Genomic DNA, 984 nt, shown 5'->3' with positions numbered 1-984 from the left:
TGCTGGAGGTATCAGAAGTGCGAATGCTGACATAAGTAACGATAATGCGGGTGAAAAACCCGCACGCCGGAAGACCAAGGGTTCCTGTCCAACGTTAATCGGGGCAGGGTGAGTCGACCCCTAAGGCGAGGCCGAAAGGCGTAGTCGATGGGAAACAGGTTAATATTCCTGTACTTGGTGTTACTGCGAAGGGGGGACGGAGAAGGCTATGTTATCCGGGCGACGGTTGTCCCGGTTTAAGCATGTAGGCGGAGAGTTTAGGTAAATCCGGACTCTTGTTAACGCTGAGGTGTGATGACGAGGTACTACGGTACTGAAGTAACAGATGCCCTGCTTCCAGGAAAAGCCTCTAAGCATCAGGTAACACGAAATCGTACCCCAAACCGACACAGGTGGTCAGGTAGAGAATACCAAGGCGCTTGAGAGAACTCGGGTGAAGGAACTAGGCAAAATGGTGCCGTAACTTCGGGAGAAGGCACGCTGATATGTAGGTGAAGCCCCTGCGGGTGGAGCTGAAATCAGTCGAAGATACCAGCTGGCTGCAACTGTTTATTAAAAACACAGCACTGTGCAAACACGAAAGTGGACGTATACGGTGTGACGCCTGCCCGGTGCCGGAAGGTTAATTGATGGGGTTATCCTTAGGGAGAAGCTCTTGATCGAAGCCCCGGTAAACGGCGGCCGTAACTATAACGGTCCTAAGGTAGCGAAATTCCTTGTCGGGTAAGTTCCGACCTGCACGAATGGCGTAATGATGGCCAGGCTGTCTCCACCCGAGACTCAGTGAAATTGAACTCGCTGTGAAGATGCAGTGTACCCGCGGCAAGACGGAAAGACCCCGTGAACCTTTACTATAGCTTGACACTGAACACTGGTCCTTGATGTGTAGGATAGGTGGGAGGCTTTGAAGCGAGGACGCCAGTTCTTGTGGAGCCAACCTTGAAATACCACCCTTTAATGGCTGGTGTTCTAACGTAGACCCGT

At 51.9% G+C, this 984-nt stretch carries 1 rRNA gene; it reads left to right on the top strand.

The features are described from left to right. A 23S ribosomal RNA gene (locus tag SIK69_RS08005) occupies nt 1–984 on the top strand; the annotation flags it as partial.

Origin of the sequence: Scandinavium lactucae (assembly GCF_033843265.1) — a bacterium.
Taxonomy (GTDB): domain Bacteria; phylum Pseudomonadota; class Gammaproteobacteria; order Enterobacterales; family Enterobacteriaceae; genus Scandinavium; species Scandinavium lactucae.
The sequence above is the reverse complement of the archived record's forward strand: the minus strand, read 5'-3'. Positions and strand labels throughout refer to the sequence as shown.